Origin of the sequence: Mucilaginibacter sp. 3215 (assembly GCF_050433785.1) — a bacterium.
Taxonomy (GTDB): Bacteria; Bacteroidota; Bacteroidia; order Sphingobacteriales; family Sphingobacteriaceae; genus Mucilaginibacter.
Genome location: NZ_JBNPWO010000004.1, coordinates 260,753 through 282,509, shown reverse-complemented (window position 1 = coordinate 282,509; position 21,757 = coordinate 260,753). Strand labels below are relative to the sequence as shown.

Annotated in this window: 18 protein-coding genes; 2 read left to right on the top strand and 16 right to left on the bottom strand. The window is 42.6% G+C overall.

Going from position 1 to position 21,757, the window contains the following annotated elements:
• Nucleotides 1–60 precede the first annotated feature (60 nt).
• From mraY to ABIC84_RS09860, 6 genes are read right to left on the bottom strand one after another with little or no spacing between them, the layout of a single operon-like run.
• Nucleotides 61–1,302, bottom strand: a complete 1,242-nt coding sequence (gene mraY, locus ABIC84_RS09885; RefSeq protein WP_426584596.1) for a phospho-N-acetylmuramoyl-pentapeptide-transferase — start codon at nt 1,300–1,302, stop codon at nt 61–63.
• A gap of 29 nt (nt 1,303–1,331) precedes the next feature.
• Nucleotides 1,332–2,792 carry a UDP-N-acetylmuramoyl-L-alanyl-D-glutamate--2,6-diaminopimelate ligase gene (locus ABIC84_RS09880; protein ID WP_429263478.1) on the bottom strand — a complete coding sequence of 487 codons (1,461 nt, stop codon included), beginning with the start codon at nt 2,790–2,792 and terminating at the stop codon, nt 1,332–1,334.
• Nucleotides 2,789–4,888, bottom strand: coding sequence for a penicillin-binding protein (locus ABIC84_RS09875; RefSeq protein ID WP_429263477.1), 2,100 nt, complete (start codon nt 4,886–4,888; stop codon nt 2,789–2,791). Before ABIC84_RS09875 ends, ABIC84_RS09880 begins: the two co-directional genes overlap by 4 nt.
• On the bottom strand, nt 4,878–5,285 hold the full coding sequence (locus ABIC84_RS09870; protein ID WP_274986496.1) for an FtsL-like putative cell division protein: 408 nt from the start codon (nt 5,283–5,285) through the stop codon (nt 4,878–4,880). The genes ABIC84_RS09875 and ABIC84_RS09870 overlap by 11 nt, the downstream gene beginning before the upstream one ends.
• Nucleotides 5,282–6,184, bottom strand: coding sequence for a 16S rRNA (cytosine(1402)-N(4))-methyltransferase RsmH (rsmH, locus tag ABIC84_RS09865; RefSeq protein ID WP_426584590.1), 903 nt, complete (start codon nt 6,182–6,184; stop codon nt 5,282–5,284). Before rsmH ends, ABIC84_RS09870 begins: the two co-directional genes overlap by 4 nt.
• A complete protein-coding gene (locus tag ABIC84_RS09860) occupies nt 6,181–6,642 on the bottom strand; it encodes a division/cell wall cluster transcriptional repressor MraZ (RefSeq protein ID WP_426584588.1) in 462 nt (153 codons plus the stop codon). Before ABIC84_RS09860 ends, rsmH begins: the two co-directional genes overlap by 4 nt.
• A gap of 315 nt (nt 6,643–6,957) precedes the next feature.
• Here ABIC84_RS09860 and ABIC84_RS09855 point away from each other — a divergent pair, with 315 nt between their 5' ends.
• Nucleotides 6,958–7,080, top strand: a complete 123-nt coding sequence (locus tag ABIC84_RS09855; RefSeq protein ID WP_255485283.1) for a hypothetical protein — start codon at nt 6,958–6,960, stop codon at nt 7,078–7,080.
• Nucleotides 7,081–7,319: 239 nt separating this feature from the next.
• On the opposite strand, the gene ABIC84_RS09850 is transcribed toward ABIC84_RS09855, so the two are convergent.
• The 4 genes from ABIC84_RS09850 to ABIC84_RS09835 all read right to left on the bottom strand — a co-directional run bounded on the left by ABIC84_RS09850 (nt 7,320) and on the right by ABIC84_RS09835 (nt 13,611).
• Nucleotides 7,320–8,552 (bottom strand): PepSY-associated TM helix domain-containing protein, encoded by a 1,233-nt coding sequence (locus ABIC84_RS09850; protein WP_426584587.1) that lies wholly within the window; start codon nt 8,550–8,552, stop codon nt 7,320–7,322.
• Nucleotides 8,553–8,607: 55 nt separating this feature from the next.
• Nucleotides 8,608–11,070, bottom strand: coding sequence for a TonB-dependent siderophore receptor (locus ABIC84_RS09845; protein WP_429263476.1), 2,463 nt, complete (start codon nt 11,068–11,070; stop codon nt 8,608–8,610).
• Between the two features lie 145 nt (nt 11,071–11,215).
• A complete protein-coding gene (locus ABIC84_RS09840; RefSeq protein WP_429263475.1) occupies nt 11,216–11,641 on the bottom strand; it encodes a hypothetical protein in 426 nt (141 codons plus the stop codon).
• 98 nt (nt 11,642–11,739) lie between these two features.
• Nucleotides 11,740–13,611 (bottom strand): CocE/NonD family hydrolase, encoded by a 1,872-nt coding sequence (locus ABIC84_RS09835; protein ID WP_429263474.1) that lies wholly within the window; start codon nt 13,609–13,611, stop codon nt 11,740–11,742.
• Between the two features lie 391 nt (nt 13,612–14,002).
• On the opposite strand from ABIC84_RS09835, the gene ABIC84_RS09830 reads away from it, so the two are divergent.
• Nucleotides 14,003–15,232 carry an endo-beta-N-acetylglucosaminidase H gene (locus tag ABIC84_RS09830; protein WP_429263473.1) on the top strand — a complete coding sequence of 410 codons (1,230 nt, stop codon included), beginning with the start codon at nt 14,003–14,005 and terminating at the stop codon, nt 15,230–15,232.
• A gap of 38 nt (nt 15,233–15,270) precedes the next feature.
• On the opposite strand, the gene ABIC84_RS09825 is transcribed toward ABIC84_RS09830, so the two are convergent.
• The 6 genes from ABIC84_RS09825 to ABIC84_RS09800 form a co-directional block, all read right to left on the bottom strand.
• Entirely contained in the window at nt 15,271–15,726 is a 456-nt protein-coding gene (locus ABIC84_RS09825; RefSeq protein ID WP_429263472.1) for a GNAT family N-acetyltransferase, read from the bottom strand.
• Between the two features lie 69 nt (nt 15,727–15,795).
• On the bottom strand, nt 15,796–17,511 hold the full coding sequence (locus ABIC84_RS09820) for a GMC oxidoreductase (RefSeq protein WP_429263471.1): 1,716 nt from the start codon (nt 17,509–17,511) through the stop codon (nt 15,796–15,798).
• A gap of 136 nt (nt 17,512–17,647) precedes the next feature.
• On the bottom strand, nt 17,648–18,838 hold the full coding sequence (locus ABIC84_RS09815) for a phosphoglycerate kinase (protein ID WP_429263470.1): 1,191 nt from the start codon (nt 18,836–18,838) through the stop codon (nt 17,648–17,650).
• Between the two features lie 101 nt (nt 18,839–18,939).
• Complete coding sequence (locus tag ABIC84_RS09810) at nt 18,940–19,374, bottom strand: GNAT family N-acetyltransferase (RefSeq protein WP_429263469.1); 435 nt, start codon at nt 19,372–19,374, stop codon at nt 18,940–18,942.
• 125 nt (nt 19,375–19,499) lie between these two features.
• Entirely contained in the window at nt 19,500–20,507 is a 1,008-nt protein-coding gene (gene gap / locus ABIC84_RS09805) for a type I glyceraldehyde-3-phosphate dehydrogenase (RefSeq protein ID WP_429263468.1), read from the bottom strand.
• A gap of 92 nt (nt 20,508–20,599) precedes the next feature.
• Nucleotides 20,600–21,703: an MraY family glycosyltransferase gene (locus ABIC84_RS09800; RefSeq protein ID WP_426584568.1), complete on the bottom strand. Its 1,104-nt coding sequence runs from the start codon at nt 21,701–21,703 to the stop codon at nt 20,600–20,602.
• Nucleotides 21,704–21,757: the final 54 nt, after the last annotated feature.

Genomic DNA, 21,757 nt, shown 5'->3' with positions numbered 1-21,757 from the left:
TCTTTATTCTTGACTCTATTCGCTTCTTGTCTCCTGACTCTTGACTTCTTGCTTCTCGCCTTAACGCAGCTTTAATGTTATCACCGTCACTATGGCCAGTATGATACAAATGATCCAGAAGCGGGTAACTATCTTTGCTTCATGGAACCCTTTTTTCTGGTAGTGATGGTGTAGCGGCGCCATCAAAAATACCCGCCTGCCTTCGCCAAATCTCTTTTTGGTGTATTTAAACCATGATACCTGTACAATCACCGAAAAATTCTCTATCAGGAAAATACCGCATAGCAATGGGAGCATCAGTTCTTTGCGGATCATGATAGCGAACACCGCTATGATGCCGCCAATGGCCAAACTGCCGGTATCACCCATGAACACCTGTGCCGGGTATGAGTTGTACCATAAAAAGCCTACGCACGCCCCCACAAAGGCACCGGCAAAAATCACCAGCTCGCCCGAATTGGGGATATACATAATGTTCAGGTAATCGGCAATAACCGTGTTACCCGATACATAGGCCAGGATAGCCAATGTAATACCGATAATAGCCGAGGTGCCCGTCGCCAGGCCATCAATGCCATCCGTAATATTAGCCCCGTTGGATATGAACGTGATAATGAGTATTACAAAAAACAGGAATACCACCAGTGCGTATTGTTCGTAACCTTTCCCTAAAAACTTCAAAACCTTGGCATAATCAAACTCGTTATTTTTGTAGAATGGCATGGTTGTTTTGGTGGAGTGCACATCCTGGGTATAAACCGGGGTGCTACGCTTCATGTGAAACTCAACCGGGGCATCGTCCTTAACGGGTAATACAACCTCCTGCCGGATGATGATATTACTGTTGAAATACATTGTCCACCCAACAATGAGTGATAAACCTACCTGACCAATAATCTTGAATCTACCCGCTAAGCCTTCTTTATTCTTTTTAAATACTTTAATATAATCATCTAAAAAACCAATAGCGCCCAACCAAACGGTGGTAATGATCATCAGGATCACGTATACATTTTCCAGTTTAGCAAAAAGTAGCGTTGGTATTAAAATACCCAGCAAAATGATGATACCACCCATTGTTGGGGTACCTGATTTTTGCATCTGGCCTTCCAAACCCAAATTCCTTACGGTTTCGCCCACTTGCTTAAAGCGCAGATAATCTATCAGGCGCCGGCCGTAAACCGTAGTGACCAGCAATGATGTGATTACAGCCATCGCCATCCGGAAAGTGATGTATTGAAATACACCTATCCCAGGGATACTGTAATTTTTGCTTAAATAGTTAAACAGGTAATACAACATTGCTCTTCTCTTTTACTATATAGTATCTTCTATATCAAATCTTTGAACCGGTTTTCCAATTCTTCCATATCATCGAAGTGATTTTTCACTCCATTTATTTCCTGGTACTTTTCGTGGCCTTTGCCTGCTACCAGGATAATATCACCAGGATTAGCCAGCATACAAGCTGTTTTAATAGCCTCACGCCTGTCGATGATGCTTACCGTATGACGCTTAAATGCCGGGTCAACACCTTCTTCCATCTCTTTGATGATCTGCGCCGGATCTTCAGTACGCGGATTATCTGATGTCAAGATCACTTTATCGCTCCATTCGCAAGCTGTTTTGGCCATGATAGGGCGTTTGGTCTTGTCCCTGTCTCCACCACAGCCGATTACTGTGATCACCTTTTCGTTTCCTTTACGGATATCGTGGATAGTACTCAATACGTTTTGCACAGCATCTGGTGTGTGAGCATAGTCAACTATCCCTACTACTTTATTGGGTGCAGTTATATATTCAAAGCGACCTTCGGCACCGGTTAGCTTGCTGAGGCTGGTAAGCACCTTGGCTTTATCCTGTTCCAACAACATCGCGGTAGCATAAACCCCTAACAGGTTATAAGCATTGAATGTGCCCACCATTTTAAACCATACTTCCTCACCATCAATTTGCAGCAATAATCCACTGAATTGATTTTCGAGGATGCGGGCTTTATAATCGGCCATGGTTTTAAGGCCATAGCTTTTTTTATGTGCTGCTGTATTTTGCAGCATTACATTACCATTCTTATCATCACTGTTGGTAAGTGCGAAAGCATCTTTAGACAGGCCGTCAAAAAATTCCTTCTTGGCATTCAAATACCTCAGGAAAGTTTTATGATAATCTAAATGATCATGCGTTAAATTGGTAAATACTCCTCCCGCAAACATCAAACTTTCGATACGTTTTTGTGAAATAGCATGTGAGCTAACTTCCATAAAACAATAATCACAACCGCTGTCCACCATTTCGGCAAGCAGGCTGTTCAACTCCACCGGGTCGGGTGTGGTATGAGTTGATGGGATCACTTTGCCATTAATCTGATTTTCGACGGTTGACAGCAGACCGCATTTATAACCCAAATCGCGGAATAATTGGTAAAGCAACGTAGCAATAGTTGTTTTGCCATTAGTACCTGTTACACCTACCAACTTTAACTTAGCCGATGGGTTATCATAAAAATTGGCGGCTACAATGCCTAAGGCCACAGCCGAATCGGCAACCATCAGGAAATCAACTTCACCGGTTGTATGAGCCGGAAGATCTTCACAAATTACCGCTACCGCACCCTTTTTAATGGCCTGGTCAATATAATCGTGCCCGTCTACAAGAGTTCCCTTTACAGCAACAAACATCGACCCGGGAATCACCTTCCTCGAATCAAAAGCAATTGCCGTTATCTCCACATCAGCGCTTCCCTGCAACTCAGTGAAGGCCAGTCCATCAATTACATCGCTTAAATACCTCATTGCAGTTCTATTAAAATTCGTGATCCTTTTGGTATTGCACTTCCTCCGGTAACCGATTGATTGGTAACTATGCCGCTTCCGCGCACAGTTACTTTATAGCCGGCGTTACCTATTACATATAATGCATCGCTAAGTCCCATGCCTGTTACCGATGGCACGGTGCCGTTTTTATATTTTACTTCCTCAAACGGGATCCCGTTGCTGGTATCAACCGTGCTATTGGCCGATGCGTACAAAGGTTTAACACCCAGTTTTGAATAAACCTTTTTCAGGGCTTTCATATTGCCCTGTTTTACCTGCGGCATTACCGTATTACCTACATAATGCGCCTGCGAGGTTTGATTAATATCAAGGTCATTGGCATAAACCCTGTCTGCCACCTCTCTGAACACCGGACCGGCTACTTTGGCAGCCAAATAATCGCCTTGCGTCGGGTTATTGATCACCACAATCATCGAATACTTAGGACGGTCGGCCGGGAAATAACCGCAAAATGATGCCTGATATTTTTTATCCTTATAACCCTTGGTGCCGTTTGCTACCTGCGCCGTACCAGTTTTACCGGCCACGCTGTAAAGTTTATTTTTAATAACATTTTTGCCGGTACCATTAAGGACTACACCTTCAAGCATACCACGTACCTTACCCAGTGTAGCTTCCGAACACACCTGCTCATTGATCACCCGGGCCTGGAATTGCTCGATAGGGTTACCCAATCTTCTGATCTCACGAACCAGCAGCGGCGCAATCATTTTGCCATTGTTAGCCACCGAATTATAGTAAGCCAGCATCTGCAGTGGCGTAATATTCATTTCATAACCATAAGCCATCTCAGGCAAACTGTAATTTTTGTTCCAGCTGCGGTTTGATGGATTTTTGATCACCGGCCTGCCTTCCCCGGGAATTTGTAACTGAAGCTTTTCATTCAAATGATAGCTGTACAATTTATTGATATACTGCCATGGGTTATTATGGTAAAATTTATCAACCAATTTTGCCGCAGCCACATTTGATGATTCTTCAAAAGCACGCTTAACCGACATTTCATAATTATCATGCTCGGTATCGGTAATGGTTGGCCCTTTCGGAAATTTATACCTGCCGCCTTCGGCATTAATTATGGTGCTGGTGTCAATCTTATGCTGATCGAGCATGGTCATGTACGATGCCAGCTTAAAGGTCGACCCCGGGTCGATAGCGTTGCTGATAGCGTAGTTCATCTGTTCCCTGTAATCACCATCTTTAGTGCGGGTGTAATTAGCAATAGCCCTGATCTCGCCGGTAGATACCTCCATAAGCACAACGCAGCCATGATCGGCCGCGCTCTTAACCAGTTGTTTTTTTAATGCATCCTGAGCCACATCCTGGAAGTTTACGTTGATGGTTGAAATAATATCAGCACCATCTTTAGGCGCTATTTCATCATCATCGTCAACCGGCATCCAGATCCCGCCGGGGATCCGCTGCATCAAACGCCTGCCGCTTTCCCCATTAATGTACGATGCATAAGCGCCTTCCAAACCTACCGCGTTCTTCACGTTTTCGTTTTTGTAACCGATAGTACGGGCAGCCAGCGATTGGAACGGCAGGATCCGTTTATTTTTTTGAATAACGATTAAACCACCTTTGTATTTACCCATGTTAAATACCGGGAACTGGCGAATCTTTTTCAGGTCCTGGTATGATACTTTACGTCTGATCAGCAAATAACGTGAGCTATCCCTGCGGGCTTCACGCAAAATGCGCGAATATTCCCTTGCCGATCTGTCACCAAACATACCCGATAGCTTTGCAGCCAGCAGATCGATATTATTATTGAATGCCGTATCAGAAGCTATACCGCCGGCCAGCATATCCATGTGCAGCTCATATTCCGGTACCGAGGTAGCCAGCAAACTCCCATCAACAGAAAATATATTACCCCTTGCAGCCTCAACAGTTTGATATTGCGCCGAAAGATCAGAAGCCATAGCCTTCCATTTATCACCTTGTACAAACTGCAGGCGGCAAAGCTGAACCACAACGGCAATAGCCAAAAGCAAAACAAGCCCAAAGGCTAAATAAACCCTGGCGAGTATGTTGGTTCTAATTCCCATCTTCAACCTCCTTCACTGTTATTTTTCCGGGCGGGTCAACCGATTGACTCAGGCCCAATGTATCCGCACGCTTAGCCACTTCGGTAAGCGTACTTTTATATGCCATATCGGCCTTAGTCGATTTATAATCCCAGCCCAGCTCTTTAACCTCTTTGGTAAGCGCGTCAATTTCACGTACTGATTTTTCGGCATAGTGCATATTACCAATGTACACCATACCCAAAAAAGCCAAAAACAAAACAAAAGGCAAAGCGCTGGTAGCCCTCTCGGTAGTGAGAAAGCCTTTGGTAAAAAGCTGCGTAAAAAAGTTATCAGGCAATTCCCTTGCAGGCCTTTCCTCAATTACTTCCTCAACTTCTTCTTCCTCCTGAATTTCTGTACGTAAACGATTGGTCATTTTTTTACAGCTATTCTTAATTTAGCGCTCCGTGCCCTATTATTATTGGTTATCTCCTCTGCCGATGCTGTTATAGCCCCGCGGCTTACAGCATCAAGCGGTTTATTATCATTTCCATAAAGGTCTTTCTCCACCTCACCGCTAAACTTGCCTTTAGCGATGAAGTTTTTTACCAGCCTGTCTTCCAGCGAGTGGTATGACATGACCACCAGCCTGCCGCCAACACCTAAAACCTCGGCCGACTGTATCAAAAAATCTTTCAATGCCTCCAGCTCCTGGTTAACCTCTATTCTTAACGCCTGGAACACTTGTGCCAGGTATTTATTTTCTTTTCCTTTCGGGATGCGGTTACTGATCACATTTTTCAAATCAGCGATAGTCACTATCGATGTATTTAGCCTTGCCGTTGCAATGGTTTCGGCCAGCGATTTCGCATTTTGAATTTCTCCGTAAATGCCAAAAATCCGGTGCAGGTCGGCAACCGAATAGTTATTTACCACATCCTTTGCAGTTAGCTCGCCCAACTGGTTCATACGCATATCCAACTCGGCATCAAACCGGATCGAAAACCCCCTGTCGGCCTCATCAAACTGATGCGATGACACACCCAAATCGGCCAGGATCCCGCTTACCGGAATAGCCCCGTGTAAACGGCAAAAGTTTTTGAGATACCTGAAATTTTGATCTACAAAAATAAAACGCTCATCATCAATTATATTCCTTTGTGCATCAGCATCCTGATCAAAAGCAATTAGCCTTCCTTTAGGGCCTAAATGCTTCAAAATCTCGCGCGAATGCCCCCCACCGCCAAAAGTCACATCAACATAAGTACCGTCCGGATCAATATTCAGCCCATCAATGCATTCCTTCAGCATTACCGGTACATGGTACTCACTCATTCCTGCTCCTTATTTTTACCACCCATTACCTTTTTTGCCAGCGCACTAAAGCTTTTTGGCTCGTCATCCATCAGCTTACGGTGAGCTTCGGCATCCCAAACCTCAATTTTATTTAACTGGCAAGCCAGCACCACATCACCTTTTATACCCGCATACTCCAACAAGAATTTCGGCAATAATACCCGCCCGGCGGCATCAGGCATAAGCTCAGTGGCGCCACGGGTAAAATATCGTATAAAGGCTATATTATCCTCTTCGTATTCATTAAGTTTGCTCAGTTCTTCAAGCCGTTTATCCCATTCCTTTTTAGTGTATATGACAAGGTACTTTTCGAACCCGCGATTGATCACCAGGCCTTCAGCTTCCAGTTCAGGAAGCTTTTTTTTAAGGCCAGCCGGTATCATCATCCTAAATTTAGGATCAAGCTTACACTCAAATTCACCGGTTAAAAACGACATTGTATGACTTGGGCAATTTTGTAACGTAAAAGTAAATACTTTTACCACTTCTTACCACTTTCCCCCACTAAAAGTTTTCAACAATTTTTAGGTGGGTCTGTTTTATATTTTTTGAAGATTTTTCAGAATCGCAGCCCTACCAAAAACCTCTAACAAACAAGTAGTTACAACTCATTTCAACTATAAATTTTTAAATACTAAAAGCCAGAGGAAAAACCTTTTATTGCAAGGCATTGGCTTTGATAAACCACAATTATTCCACCAGTCGCAGGTACTAATATTTTGTATATTAAGCTGTTGAACTCCATAAACTTCATGTACACCTATAAATATAAAGACCTGGCTTTAGCGTTATATGAAGCCCTTATTCCCGGCCCTTTTTATGTAGAATTGTTACAGAACATCCCGGGCAGTAAGCGGGAAAAGCAGGGATATTGATGGGATATATTAAAGTATGGGAGCCTTTACCGGCCTTGGAGCAAGATTTGGGGGTGAGCGGTAAGATGAATAGTAAGTATTGATACCTCATCCATGATTGCAAGGTGCGAAAAATTCATCGACTTACATTACGAACTTGTAGCGCCCTCACCACCACGTCAGCGCTTTCTACTTATAATGACGTCGTAAAGAAGAGAATCCCTTTATAAGGCCGATGATAAATCCCTTATGACATTGTATTATACCGTTGCCTCAGCAGGTACCACTCTCATTCTGCCGCGAACCGGTTTTTCCTTCTTCCGGGTACGGTTAAGCCACATCATAACGCCCGTTACCGGAAAAATAAGCGAAACCAGCGTGATCAAAAAAGCTAAAACCTGGGTAGGCCAACCATAAATGGAGCCTGTATGAATTGGCTTGATAACCCCTCTGATGCGCTGACCAAGACTTTTATCAGCATATAAAACAACTCCGGTAATCTTACCGCTATACTGATCTATATAATAAGTATCGGTAGCCAGTTCAACAGAACCCTTTTTTAACACGTTAAAAGTGTAAACTGCTGCTGTATCGCGCGGATAACGGATAGTGTAATTTTCGACATCTGTTATTTTGTTGCCTAATGCGCTAACAGCAGCATCTGGCGAGATGGCGGTAATGCCCGGCTGATAAACCGAAAGCGGGGCTTTGAGATCTTCTTTGGCGACAACCTTTGAACCTGTAAGGAAAAACAAAGTGTTGTTTGCCCATTTAAAGGTCATTACCAAACCCGAGGCAGAAATGATGATCAAAAATATTGAGGTATAAAAACCTGTAACAATATGCAGGTCGTGTGTAAGGCGCTTGCCGCTTCCATCCCATTTTATTTTAAGCCGTTGCTTCATAATGGCTTTGGTTTTAGGCCACCAAAGTACCACACCTGTAATCAGTATTATCAGGAAAAACAGGGTTGAAATACTGATCACCCAGTCGCCTATACTATTCTTCCCGCCTAACAAAAAACGGTGAAACATTTCTACCGAGTACAGGAACGTCTGCCTGCGGTTAAACTGGTCAATTATTTGCCCGGTATATGGGTTTACAAAAGCAGTAAGGTTTGAACGCTCGACATCTTTCGGTTTAGCATCCTTTTTTGCATGCGCTCCGGCGTGCTTTTCTGTTTTAGGCGCATCCGCGGGTTTCTTTCCCTTTTTTTCGGGCACAATAAGTCCCACTTCTACCGCACGCGCAGGATCATCATAAACTATAACCGTTGTCAGCTTTGATTTAGGGATCTGTTTTAATACCCCTGCTGTTAAATCAGCCAGCGGCAACCTCTTTTCCTGCGGCTTTACGAAGTAGCGCTGAGGATAAAGCGCCTGCTGAATTTCCTTTTCAAAAACCAGCATTGTACCTGTTAAACACGAACAGAAAATAATCACCCCGGCTGCCAGGCTTAAATAAAGGTGTATGGTGCGGAAAAATGCTTTCATCGGTTGTTATAAGCATAAAAACCGGGTATGAAACATACCCGGTTAGTTTAATCAATTAAAATTTATAACTCAATGTGGTCAGGAACTGCCTTGGCGGTATAGGGTTAATGCTATAGTTTTCGTGCACATTGTAATTAAGCACGTTGCCAATATTAGAGATCTTACCAATGATAGAGATCTTTTTATAAGTATAACCTACCGAAGCATCAACCGTGGTAAAGCCCGGTACATTAACCAATCTTGATATAGTTTGGGTTTGGCCAACTGTATTGGCATTACCCGCGGTACGGTTGCCCAGGTAATAAACCGATGCACCTACCTTAAACCCTTTTAAATCGCCGGTATAAAAAGTGTAAAATACACTGGTGTTAGCGGTATGCTTTGGTGTATTTAATAGCGGCTGCCCTGCAATGTTGCTTCCAACTGCAGTACCTGTTTTGGTGTATTTGGCGTTGGTATAGCTATAGCCCGCCAATACATCCAAACCTTTTACCGGGTGACCCGCGATATCAAGCTCGACACCATCGCTTCTTGTTTCACCGCTTAGCACTTTGATATTGGTGTTGATATTAGGTGTAACCCCATCAGCCTGAAATGGCGCAGTTTGAGCCAGGTTATTATTTTTAATGCGGTAGGCCGTAATGTTTACCGACAAATTACCGTTCAGGAAATCGTTTTTAACGCCAACTTCATACTGGTCAATCAGCGAGGGATCAAGCGGGTTGTTATTTATATCAGTACCGGTATTAGTTACAAAAGAGTTGGAGTAACTTGCAAACAGGGCGGTATTGGCTATTGGCTTGTAAACTACACCCACACGTGGCGAAAATGCTTTATCTTCTTTACCTGCTGCCTGGGTTGCGGTAGCAAGTGTATTATAATTGCTAACCGATGTTGGTGATACATATTGATATGACCAGCGGATCCCGGCAAGTACTTTAACTTTTTCAGACAAACTAATAAGGTCATTAGCATAAGCGCCAAATCGATTGGTAGCCGTTAAAATGCTATAAAACGGGTTCATCTGCGGTTTATCGGTACGGAGCGTGTATTTATCCAGGTCGAAAATATTGATCTTATCATAAATAGCGTTTTGCACGGCGCCGTTTTGGTCAAGATAGCTTGATACTTTATTTACGGTAGCAACGTAGGTATAGGCATTATTACGATACCAATCTGCATCAACGCCGGCCAAAATATTATGCTTAATGACGCCGGTATTAAATTGGCCTGTAATATTAAATTGTCCTGTGTAATAATCTTCAAGCGTCCTGGCTCTGTTCAGGGTACGGCCCCAGTCGCCATTGGCATCTGGTAATACACGCTCGGTAGTTTGGTATGAACGGTTAAAATGTTGGTATGAAAAACCGCCGCTTAACTTCCAAAGGCTATTGAACTGATGGTTAATAGTTGCTGTGGCTGTAGTTTGTTTGGTATTACCGGTTGACCATGACGCGCCCAAATACCTGTTACGCGGAACTTTGGCAATAACGTTATTGATTTGACCGGTTCCGAAATCGGGGGTAAAATCATAGTTAAGGTAATCGCCTTCAACAATTAAAGTTGTTTTATCACTTATTTTGTACAGGAATGAAGGATTGATGTATTCTTTTTCTGATTTTACATTATCGCGGAAGCTTTTGGCATTTTCATAGGTACCATTTACGCGATATGCTAATTTGGAAGATATAGGGCCGTAAACGTCAAACGACGGACGGTAAAGATCATAGCTGCCGTAGATCATTGATACCTGGCCGCCCTGCGTAAATAAAGGTTTTTTAGTTACCATATTCAGGATACCGCCGGGTGCAACGTTTCCGTATAATAACGCGGCACTGCCTTTCAATATTTCAACACGCTCCAGTGAACTGATTTCCGGCACAACGCCCGAGTTAACCCTGAACCCGTTTTTAAAAATGTTATTGCTTCCAAAATTATAACCACGGGCGCCAAATGTTTCCTGGGTATTGCCCCTTCCACTGTACAGGTACACGCCATTTACGTTTTTGATAACATCGCTTAAACGCAATGACTGCTGCTGATCAAGCACATCGCGGCCTATTACAGTAACGCTTTGCGGCAAGTCCATTGGCGATACGTTCATTTTGCCGATGGTTAACTTTTTACGGTTGATAGTTTTTGTTGAAGAAACTACCACCTCATCTAACTGGGCCGAGCTTTCATTAAGTTTAAAGGATACTTCGGTTGTTTTATTTGCGAAAACTGTCACGGTTTGCTCTTCAGTTTTTGTACCAACATATGAAGTAACCAGGGTATATGTACCCGGTTTTACGTTATGGAAAGCAAATGATCCGTTATCGGTTGTGGTGGTACTTTTATTTAATCCTTTAATGGCAACATTTACAAATGAAGCCGGCTTATCATCGCTGGTTTTAACAACACCGGTAATTTTGCCGTTATTGCCTTCGTCATCAGCTTTCAGAATTAGGGTATTTGAAAACAAGAATAAAATTAAAAGAGTGAGTATACGCAGAGAAGAGTAAAGGTTGCTTGCCATTCTATTTAGATTAAGTCTAATTAAGCGCAAAAGTATAAAAAGACTTTCTTTCTGCAAGTTTTATTTATAATTAGTTTAAATAAGAAAGAAAATAAAAACTCACGCAAACCGAAGTTGCGTGAGTTTTTATTTGATGTGGAAAGTTCTAATTAAGCACTATTTGATTAGGGCCCAATACTTTAGATATATGGCAATTACATCCACCTGAAATTTTAAACAGCGCTGTTTGGGTGGCACCTGTTTGGATATTGGTTACAGTAAGTTCTACGTCATCGCCCTCGGTCGAGAACTCGTTTTTATTATTATCTGTAGCGATGGTGTACAAATGCGGCCCAACGGTTGTTGAAGGAGGCCCCGGGTCTCCTTTAGCTATTATGGTTTGTTTGGTACGTAGATTCACCACCTTTACATCTTTTCCAAACGCTATTTGGCCATCCTTATCAACAAAATTTACATATAGCGATGCGAAGTTCAGCGTGCAGGCCTGGCTTGGACAGCCGGTTTGCTGATTATGTTTTTTACAGCCCAATAAGACTGAAGCTATCATAAAAAGGATGATATATTTATACATGGCTATAGGTTTAATTAATAACCTTTACGACATTATGGTATAAAATGCGACAGCCCCATGTAAATACATGAGGCTGTCGTACTTGCATTGCAAGTATTTTATTCCATAACCCTAACCTTTAAGTAACTTGGGTTTGTTTTGGATGTATAAACTTTATGTGTAGCCTTTTTAAAATCGGTATCTTTTGCCTTCATAATATCCTGAAACTGCTGTGTGTTCCTATCAATAAGCGGGAACCAGGTACTTTGTACCTGAACCATCATGCGGTGCCCTTTTTTGAAGGTGTGCAGCACATCCTGTAATTCAAAATTTACCGGCGTTACTTTTCCAGGCACAAAAGGTTCGGGCTTATCAAAACCGTTGCGGAACTTGCCGCGCATGGCCTCGCTGCGTACCATTTGCTGGTAGCCACTCAGGTACACCTCCTTGCCCGCCCATTTGGTATTTTTGGTAGAGTCGGGATAAACATCAATCACTTTAACCACCCAATCAGCATCTGTGCTGGTAGTTGATACTTTAAGATTGGCCCAGATATTACCTGCGATGGTTACATCCTTATCTAAAATATCAGTTTCGTAAGTAAGCACATCAGGGCGTTGCGATGCAAAACGTTGATCGGCGGTCATGTATTCGCGCTTCATATCCATATCAATACTATTGATGAAAGGCACCGGTTTGTTAGGGTCGGATATAAACTCATCAAAAGTATTTGCAACTGCTACAGGGGTTGCGAAAGACAACTTGCCACCGGGAAGCAGGTATAGATTTTTTTCTGTAGCTTCTTTTGGAGGCCAGGTATTATAGGTTTTCCACTGATTAACACCGGTTTCAAACGTTGATACCGGCTTCAGGTCAAAGTCAGCAGTACCTTTTAAATAGTGGCTAAAAAAGGCGAACTCAATTTTTTCACGGTAGAAAGGGCCGGTAGGGCCGCCGAACCCCACATCGCCCAGATGATCCCCGTCACCTCGTGCCCAGCCCCCGTGCACCCAAGGGCCCATAGTAAAGTAAACCGGGGTTTTAGGGTTGTCTTTAACCAGCGTTTTATAGGTATTGATAGCTCCGTATAAATCTTCGGCATCGTACCAGCCGCCGGTTACCAGTACCGCTGTTTTTATATCATGAAGATGGTAAAGCACATTACGGTCTTTCCAATGCTGATCATAGTTAGGGTGATCAAGCATTTCGTTCCATAAACGGATAGTATCCTTATAGTATTTAGTGTTTGAATTTTTTACCGATCCCATCTTCAGGAAAAAGTCATATCCATCTTCGGTGCCTGCATCAAAACCTTTGCCGCGACGCTGGGTTGGTTTATCGTCCTGCCTGTTGGTAAAGCCCGGATAAAAACCAAAGTTTGCTACCAGCATAAAGGCACCGTTATGAAATGCGTCATCGCGATACAGGTCGGCAATTGGAGCCTGCGGCGATGCGGCTACCAGGGCCGGGTGACGGCTTAACAAAGCTGTTGTGGTATAAAAGCCCGGATACGAAATACCCCACACACCAACCTTGCCATTGTTATTGGGGATGTTTTTCAGTAACCAATCGATAGTATCGTAAGTATCCGTGCCTTCATCAACATCTTTATTGGTTTTATGATCTTCCTTTTCTGGGGTCATCTCTTCGTAAATCCCTTCGCTCATCCAACGGCCACGTACATCCTGGTAAACAAAGATGTAACCATCGTGAGCGAATAATGATGATGGCCCAAGGCTGCCTTTATACAGTTCCGTACCATAGGGCGCCACGCTATATGGGGTCCTGTCCATCATGAAAGGATATTTTTTTGACTGGTCCTTAGGTACATATACCGAGGTAAACAGCTTTTTACCATCCCTCATCGGGATCTGGTATTCATATTTCTGGTAATTGGCTTTAATGTAATCAGCATCGGGCGCTTTGGGCTGCGCATACAGGCCTGATGCCGAAAGCAAAAGGCAGAAAATGAAAAGTAAATTTTTCTTCATAAAATTTTTGTCAGTCAATCAAATGTAGCCGAATAAAATAAAAAGGACAACTAACCATACGGCAATTTACAAAAAGCCTCTTTTTTGTTACAGAACAAAGGTTTTTGCTATAGTTAAAATTAAGTGTAATAAGCACCTTTATTAACCATAATAATATTTTTATAAAATAATAATTAAAACCTGTAGGCAATTATACACGTTTAATGGTCTATTACTTTGAACCAAATAACACCGGAGCGAGGACCTAAACGCCCGGTAGCCTAAAAATATTTAAACAGTTTTTTTAAAAGATAGTGACTATCCCTTGGCTATGCCATGGGCCGCCTTTACGCAAACCAATTATGCTAAAACAATTTATCTTTTTATAACCATTTAACAAAAAACAACAATTATGAGAACAAACCTTAATCTGCCCTTTGCAAAAACGCTAACCGGCTTATTTGGCGTAGTCGTCCTCCTCACATCCGCCTGTAAAAAGGAAAAAGCGGCATTGCCTACTGATGCCGGCAACACTCCGTCAAAGTTAAGCACCAACGCCATAGGTGTAGCCGGACCTAAGGGTGTTTGCTATGTGGAGGTAAATAATAATGATATCCGCAATGTGGGTAACTATACCCTTTCAACCGGGGAGCAGCTTTTTGATATTGCTATTATATTTGCGGCCAACATCAACTATGACACGGGCACGCAAAAAGCAGTGTTGTACTTTAACCCGCAGGTAACCAACGTACTCAACAATAAAGCCACTTACATTCAAAGCCTGCAGGCTAAAGGTATTAAAGTATTGTTATCTATTTTGGGCAATCACCAGGGCGCAGGGATCTCTAATTTTCCTTCTCAGGCTGCCGCAAATGATTTTGCACAGCAATTAAGCAACGCCGTTACCACTTACGGCCTGGACGGTATTGACTTTGACGATGAATATGCCGATTATGGTACCAATGGTACCGGTCAGCCAAATGACAGCTCATTTGTTTACCTCGTTACTGCCTTACGCAACCTGATGCCTACTAAAATAATTTCGTTTTACTTTTATGGCCCGGCAGCGTCGCGCCTTAGCTACAATGGTGTAACCGTGGGCTCAAAAGTTAACTATAGCTGGAACGCTATTTATGGCACTTATTCTGTTCCAAATGTTCCGGGATTAACCGCAGCCAACCTCGGCCCGGCCGCTATTGATATTCAAAGCACCAGCTCATCAACCGCGGCGTCGCTGGCTACTCAAACAGTAAATAACAACTACGGTATTTATCTGTATTACAATTTGCCCAATAGCGACGTTCATACTTACCTTTCGAGCGTATCAAACGCGTTATACGGCAAATCTACAGTATATACAGGAACCAGTACTACGGGGGTAACTTTTTACCAGGACATCAATTACGGAGGCACAGTTACCAGCGCCATACCTAAAGGCACTTATACCCTGGCACAACTGCAGGCTTATGGCTTTGTAGATAACTGGGCTTCATCTGTAAAAATCCCAACCGGCTGGAAAGTGACCATGTATGCAAACGATAACTCTACCGGTACGTCCTGGACACGAACATCAAACACAGCTAATTTTACCACCCTATTTCCAAATGCAAATGATGTGGTAACTTCGGTTAAGATCCAATAAAACAACGGGGCGGGATATTATTGATGTCCCGCCCCCTCTTATATATTCTTCATTAAAAAATAATCACCTAACGCATCACTGCCTTCTTCCATAATTTCCCAACCCACTGCTTGATAAAATTGAAACGCCGCTTCATTTTTAACAAGACACTTTAACCTAAGCGGAGAGGGGTAATTTTGAGCGGCCAAAGCCAACAGGGCTTTTCCGATGCCTTTTCCTCTGTATGCAACGTGCACATATAAATGATGAACAAAAGCATCAGGAGGCCATACAGCCATAAACCCAACTGTCTCATCATCCCAGGTTGCTGCCCATATATCTTCATCGTGCGTATGAGCATCAAAATCATTTAATGTAAACAAATTGCTGTCCATCCAATAAAATGCCTGTCTGCGACAAAGCAGGTAGATTTCCCTAAGCTTATCACGATCTGCTTCATTAATTGGATGGATAAGTAAGTTAGTTGATTTCAATACAGTTACGATACGATTCATTAATTGTTTGACTTTGCGATTGCAAACAGTTCCTTTAAATTATCATTTTCGAAACCAATCGAAGCAAAATCATATGTTGTTTTTCCGCAATTCATCTGCCGCATAATTTGCAGCCCTTGCAGTGAGGGCCATGAAAGTTAAAGACGGGTTTTGCGTACCGGTAGATGTCATACAAGCCCCATCGGTCACAAATACATTGGGGCATGCATGCAGCTGGTTCCATTTATTTAGCAATGAGTTTTTAGGATCAGTTCCCATCCTTATCCCTCCTACTTCATGGATATCTAAACCAGGCGCTTGCTTGCTATCGTTAGGGACGATGTTTTTACACCCTGCCTTATCAAGCATCCCGACACCCTGCTGCAAAAAATCGTTCAGGGATTTTACATCGTTATCATCATAATCTACAGAAACGGATAATAGTGGTATTCCCCATTCATCTGTTCGGTCTTTACTCAGGCTTACCCTATTTTCGGCCTTGGGAATGGTTTCGCCCTGCATCATCATATATACATTCCAGTTGCCCGGTTCGGAGATATTTTCCTTATAGTTAGCCCCAATCTGATCGCCATCAACAGCATGCCCCCAACTGCTCCTTGTAGCGCTATAAAACGTCATATACCCTCTTAAAAAGTCGGTTTCCTGCTTATAAACATTTCTGAAATTCGGCATCATAACCGCGGCAGGCCTCCGGCCATAGTAATAGGTATCCAGGTAACCATCAATGGTTGCCGTTAACGACCCGCGATAATTATGAAATGCAATATACCTGCCAAGCAAATCATTATCGTTTCCTAAACCGTTTGGAAACCTGCCTGATTTTGAATTGAGTAAAATGAGGTTAGAGTTTAACGTAGCAGCGTTTACAAAAATAACGCGGGCATAATATTCTGTAACCGATTTAGTGTGTGCATCTATTACCCTGACACCTGTTGCCTTTCCCTTTTTTTCATCGTAAATAATTGAATGTACTACGGCATCGGGCCGGAGGGTAAGATTCCCCGTTTTGGCCGCCCATGGCAAGGTTGATGAATTAGAGCTAAAGTACCCTCCAAAAGGGCACCCCCGCTCACATAAACTCCTGGCCTGGCATTGCCCCCGGCCCTGTTGTAAATGAATTGGTTGCGGTTTGGTTAAATGCGCGCACCTGCCAATAACAACATGCCTGTCATGGTATGCATCCATGATTCTTTTTTGAATCTGCTTTTCAACCACATTCATTTCCCATGGCGGCAAAAACTCGCCATCGGGCAGCGTTTCCAGCCCATCCCTGTTGCCGGCAATCCCTGCAAACAGCTCTACATGGCTATACCAGGGTGCAATATCGTTGTAACTTACAGGCCACGCTGTTGCAAATCCATCCCTTGCCGGCCCTTCAAAATCAAACCTGCTCCAGCGCTGGGTTTGCCTGGCCCATAACAACGACTTACCGCCTACCTGGTACCCACGGATCCAGTCGAACGGTTTTTCCTGAACATATGGATGCTCTTTATCTTTAACAAAAAAATGAGTTGTGGCCTCGCTAAAAGCATAACACTTTTCGGCAATCGGATTTTCGCTTTTTATGGTATTAGGTAAATGTCCCCGATGGGGGAAATCCCAGGGATTTTTAGTAGCAGTTGGATAATCTTTTAAATGAGTAACATTCCGGCCACGTTCCAGCACCAATGTTTTCAGCCCTTTTTCGCACAGCTCTTTGGCAGCCCATCCGCCACTGATGCCCGATCCAATCACGATGGCGTCAAACGTGTGCTGAGCCTCTCCTCCTGAATTAATGTTGATCATATTTCATAATTGGCTTAAACAACAATGCAAAACTCAATTTGAAGTTAAGATAATTATCAGGGAATAAATTGATCAGCAACGGATTTAAACAAAAAAAGCCCCGTTACCGGAGCTTTTTTGTCTATTTTAATTCTTATTAGTCGTTGATTGCTTTTACACCTGGCAATTCTTTACCTTCCATGTATTCAAGCAAAGCACCGCCGCCGGTTGATACGTAGCTTACCTCATCGGTCATGCCAAATTTAGCTACGGCCGCAGCAGAGTCACCACCACCAATCAAGGAGAAAGCGCCGTTCTCTGTCGCTTTAGCTACAGCTTCGGCAATTGCTTTGGTACCGCCTAAAAATTTCTCCATTTCAAAAACCCCCATCGGGCCGTTCCATAAAATGGTTTTTGATTCTTCAACTACTTTGCTGAATAAAGCAACAGTTTCAGGGCCGATATCAAGGCCCATCCAGTTGTCTTTTATTTCGCCGGTTTTGGCAACATCAGTGTTAGCATCATTTGAAAATGCGTCAGCAATGATGTTATCTAAAGGCAATAACAGGTTTACGCCTTTTTCTTTAGCTTTTTGCCTTAGACTGATTGCCAGATCAAGCTTGTCCATCTCAACCAGAGAGGTACCAATGTTACCACCATCAGCTTTAGCAAATGTATAAGCCATACCGCCGCCGATGATCAGATTATCGACTTTCTCAAGCAATTTTTCAATAAGCTCAATTTTGTCAGAAACCTTTGAACCGCCCATAATAGCTGTGAAAGGCTTTGGCGCATTGTTCAGGATCTTTTCGGCATTGTTTAATTCGGCTGCCATCAGGTAGCCAAAGTATTTGGCGTCAGGGAAAAACTGAGCGATGATAGCGGTTGAAGCGTGTGCACGGTGAGCGGTACCGAATGCATCGTTCACATATACATCACCTAACTTTGAAAGCTTTTCTGCAAAGGCAACATCGCCTTTTTCTTCTTCTTTATAAAAACGAAGGTTTTCTAATAATAAAACTTCGCCATTGCCAAGTGCTTTTGCTTTTTCAACAGCCTGGTCGCCGATACAATCATCAGCAAACTGTACCTGCTGACCAAGCAGATCAGACAAATGAGATACGATATGTTTTAATGAATATTTTTCTGTAGGACCATCTTTCGGTCTGCCTAAGTGCGACATCAGAATAACTTTACCGCCATCTTTCAATATTTTTTTTATGGTTGGCAAAGCTGCCGTCATACGGTTATCGTCGGTAATATTATAATTTTCATCAAGAGGCACGTTAAAATCAACCCTGATGAGGGCTTTTTTACCTGCAAAACTAATTTGATCTACTGTTTTCATATCTATTAAAGGGTCATTTGTTATGAACGGCCGCAAATTGAGCATTTTAATTCAAAATACTGAACGAAAAACGAAAAAAGCTGTTTTAATCGGCCAAAATTTCATCTTATTTTAACATACATTACATAATGAGGACCAATACCCCGCACCTCAAATTCGGGCGAAACGACCTCAAAACCAAGGCTGTTATAAAAGTGCACTGCTTTTTTACGGGCATTGCACCACAGATAATCGGCCTTTTGCCCTCTCAGGCATACCAAAGCAAAGTTAACCAACTGATTGCCGAAGCCCTGCCCTCTATATTTTTCGATAGTGGCCATACCCCTGAGCTGGTATCCGGTACCGTTAAATTCGCCATAACTTTGCGGGTGAAATGAAGCAATACAAGCCAGCTCATCATTAACAAAATAGCCAAGGTGAAAATTGCCTTCATTATTATCTGATGGGAAACGGCATTCATCAAGGGTCAGCCTACCTTCGCGCAGTACCTCATTACGCACATGCAGCAGCTCATCAACTTTTATAAACTTGATCATACAACAGAATTGAAAAAATTCATGGAACAGGAAATTTTAATTCCACTAAAATTAAAGCAGCAACGCTTATTTTGCGTATACCGGGAGCTACTCAAATTATACAGAAAATACCTTTATGCTACCGCTTAGGCAGGCTGTTTTTTAAGTTCTGCTATTCGTACTACCAAATCGGCCAGCCGGCTGCTGTATCCCATTTCATTATCATACCAGCCAACAACTTTTACAAGGCCACCCACTATTGACGTTAGTTGGGCGTCAAAAATGCAGCTGTGCGGATTATCCAATATGTCGGTTGATACAACAGGATCTTCCGTATATTCCAGTACATTTTTCATTGGCCCGTTTGCAGCTTGTTTAAATGCTTCATTAATTTGAACTATGGTTGGTTGCTTTTTGAGGCTGCAGGTAAAATCAGTTAATGAACCATTAAGTACCGGTACACGAATCCCTGCTCCGCCCAAATGGCCGTCCAAATGAGGAAATATAGCTGTTATTGCTTTAGCAGCGCCCGTAGTGGTGGGTATAATAGAGGCCGATGCGGCCCTTGCCCGCCTAAGATCTTTATGAGGTGCGTCATGCAGGCTTTGATCGCCGGTCATGGAGTGAACGGTGGTAATGTAACCATCAATGATGCCCCAGTTTTCATCTAATATTTTTACCATTGCGGCAACATTATTAGTTGTACATGACGCGTTTGACAGCACAGAAGATTGTAGGTCAACCTCCCGGTCGTTAACGCCAAGCACTACAGTTGGTACATTTTTATCGGTTGATGGTGCAGATATGATAACCTGTCGTGCCCCGGCGGTTAAATGAGCTTCAGCACCAGTTTTGGAAGTGAATTTACCTGTAGATTCTATTACAATATCAATATCCAGCGTTTTCCAGGGCAGTTTAAGAGGGTCGCGCTCGGCAAATACCTGTATGTGGTTACCGTTAATAATAAGGCTGTTATCGTCAAAACTCACCGTACCTTTAAACCCCCGATGAACAGAGTCATACTTAAATAAATGCGCGAGGGTTTGCGTATCGGTAAGATCATTTATAGCTACCACCCGTATTTCGGGATGCAATAAAATATTCCTTAAAAATATGCGGCCAATGCGGCCAAACCCGTTTATAGCTATCTTCATGGTATGCTGATAAATAAAGCATCAAAGTTAATGAAGATGGATGGTTAATTTGTTTATTTACGGTATTACTACTTGCAGGTTACAATTGGTTATTAGTCGCTAAAATTCCGGACTACCAGAGCTTCGTCTTTTTTTGAACGGATAAAATAAGTGATCATCCCGTTAAAGGATATCGACAATAAAAATATAAGGACAATAAGCCAGGAGTTATTTAAATTATTAAACACCAGTACCATTACTATCGAAACAAGGTTCAGGCATCCTAAAACAAAAGTCGTTTGCAAATGCGTTAAACCCATTTTTAACATACGGTGGTGGATATGGTTGCGGTCTGCATCAAAAGGGGATTTTTTATTTAAGATCCGGATAGTGAAAACCCTGAGTGTATCAAAAACAGGGCCTATAAGTATCGCTACGATTAATGCCGGTGCTGTATATATGAAAGGCAGTTTGACCGTCGAAACTTTACTTAACTCAATAAATTTAATAGCCATTACTGCCGATACCAGGCCAATGAGCATGGCGCCCGTATCGCCCATAAATATTTTAGCAGGAGTTATGTTAAAACGCAAAAAACCAACCACAGCCCCAACCATAGCAAGCGAAATTGCTGCAAGCTCGTACTGGTTCATATAAATAAAAAGCGCCGCAAAAGCGCTGTTGGCAATAATCCCTGTAGTTGCAGCCAGCCCATCAATACCATCAATAAGGTTAAACGAATTAATGATAAGCATAATAACAAGTATTGACAATATTACACTGGGAATATATGGCAACGCTGCAATATCAAACACCCCATACATGCTGCTGATCCGGATATCTCCGGGGATAACAAGTATGGCTGCAACCACAAACTGGATCATAAACTTAGTACTTGAATTAACCCCCGAAAGGTCATCCTTCAGCCCCATTGCAAACAAAATAATACATGCGGTAAGCAGGTAACTAATCGGCAACGATTTGTCGATAATACTGAATAACAAAACTGTAATAGTAAAGCTCACAAAAATAGCAACACCTCCTAAGCGGGGAATACCATGATCATGCTGTTTCCTGAAATGACCAACATCATCATATAAATGGCGGGCACGTGCAACATGTAAAATCGAAGGGATACATAATAATGTTATAAGGGTTGAAAATACAACTATTAGCACATTATAAACAAAATGATAAGAGCGTAGAAATTCAAGCATATGCTACAAATATGTTAGTGACCGGCTTATTCATTTATGAGTACTTATACGAAG